This window comes from Methanoculleus sp. UBA291, from assembly GCF_002499755.1.
In the GTDB taxonomy this organism is placed as follows: domain Archaea; phylum Halobacteriota; class Methanomicrobia; order Methanomicrobiales; family Methanoculleaceae; genus Methanoculleus; species Methanoculleus palmolei.
Map to the genome: position 1 here is coordinate 8,556 of NZ_DANC01000028.1, position 486 is coordinate 9,041.

Annotated in this window: 2 protein-coding genes; both read right to left on the reverse strand. The window is 64.4% G+C overall.

Features of this window, described 5'->3' with window-relative positions; translation table 11 throughout:
* The coding region (gene rpl12p, locus BP737_RS06610) for a 50S ribosomal protein P1 (protein WP_342686046.1) at positions 1-254 on the reverse strand (254 nt) is incomplete at its 3' end.
* 27 nt (positions 255-281) lie between these two features.
* The coding region (locus BP737_RS06615) for a hypothetical protein (protein WP_342686047.1) at positions 282-486 on the reverse strand (205 nt) is incomplete at its 5' end.

Here is a 486-nt window from a genome sequence, read left to right on the forward strand (position 1 = left end):
TCTTCCTCGGCCTCTTCCTCGGCTGCGGGTGCGGCGGCTGCGGGTGCAGCGGCTGCAGAAGCAGCGGCGACGGGCGCGACGGCGGCCTTGCTGATGGCCTCCTCGATGTTCACGCCCTCGAGTGCGGCGACGAGCGCCTTCACGCGCGCATCCTGGACCTCGACACCGGCCGCGTTCAGGACAGCAGTCACATTCTCTTCAGTTACATCCTTGCCTGCGTTGTGCAGGAGCAGTGCAGCGTAGATATACTCCATGATTCATTCACCTTTTTTGAAATGAAATTAGCCGAAGAGGGCACCGAGACCGGCCATGCCGCTCTCTTCCTCCTCTTCCTTCTTCTCCTCTTCAGACTCTTCTTCCTCGGGCTTTTCCCCGGCTGCCGCCGGGGCTGCTGCCGCGGGTGCCGCAGCGGTCGCAGCCGCCGCGGCTTTCAGGGTCGCCTCATCGAGCGCAAACCCACGGCCCTCTGCCGCAAGCGCAACGCCC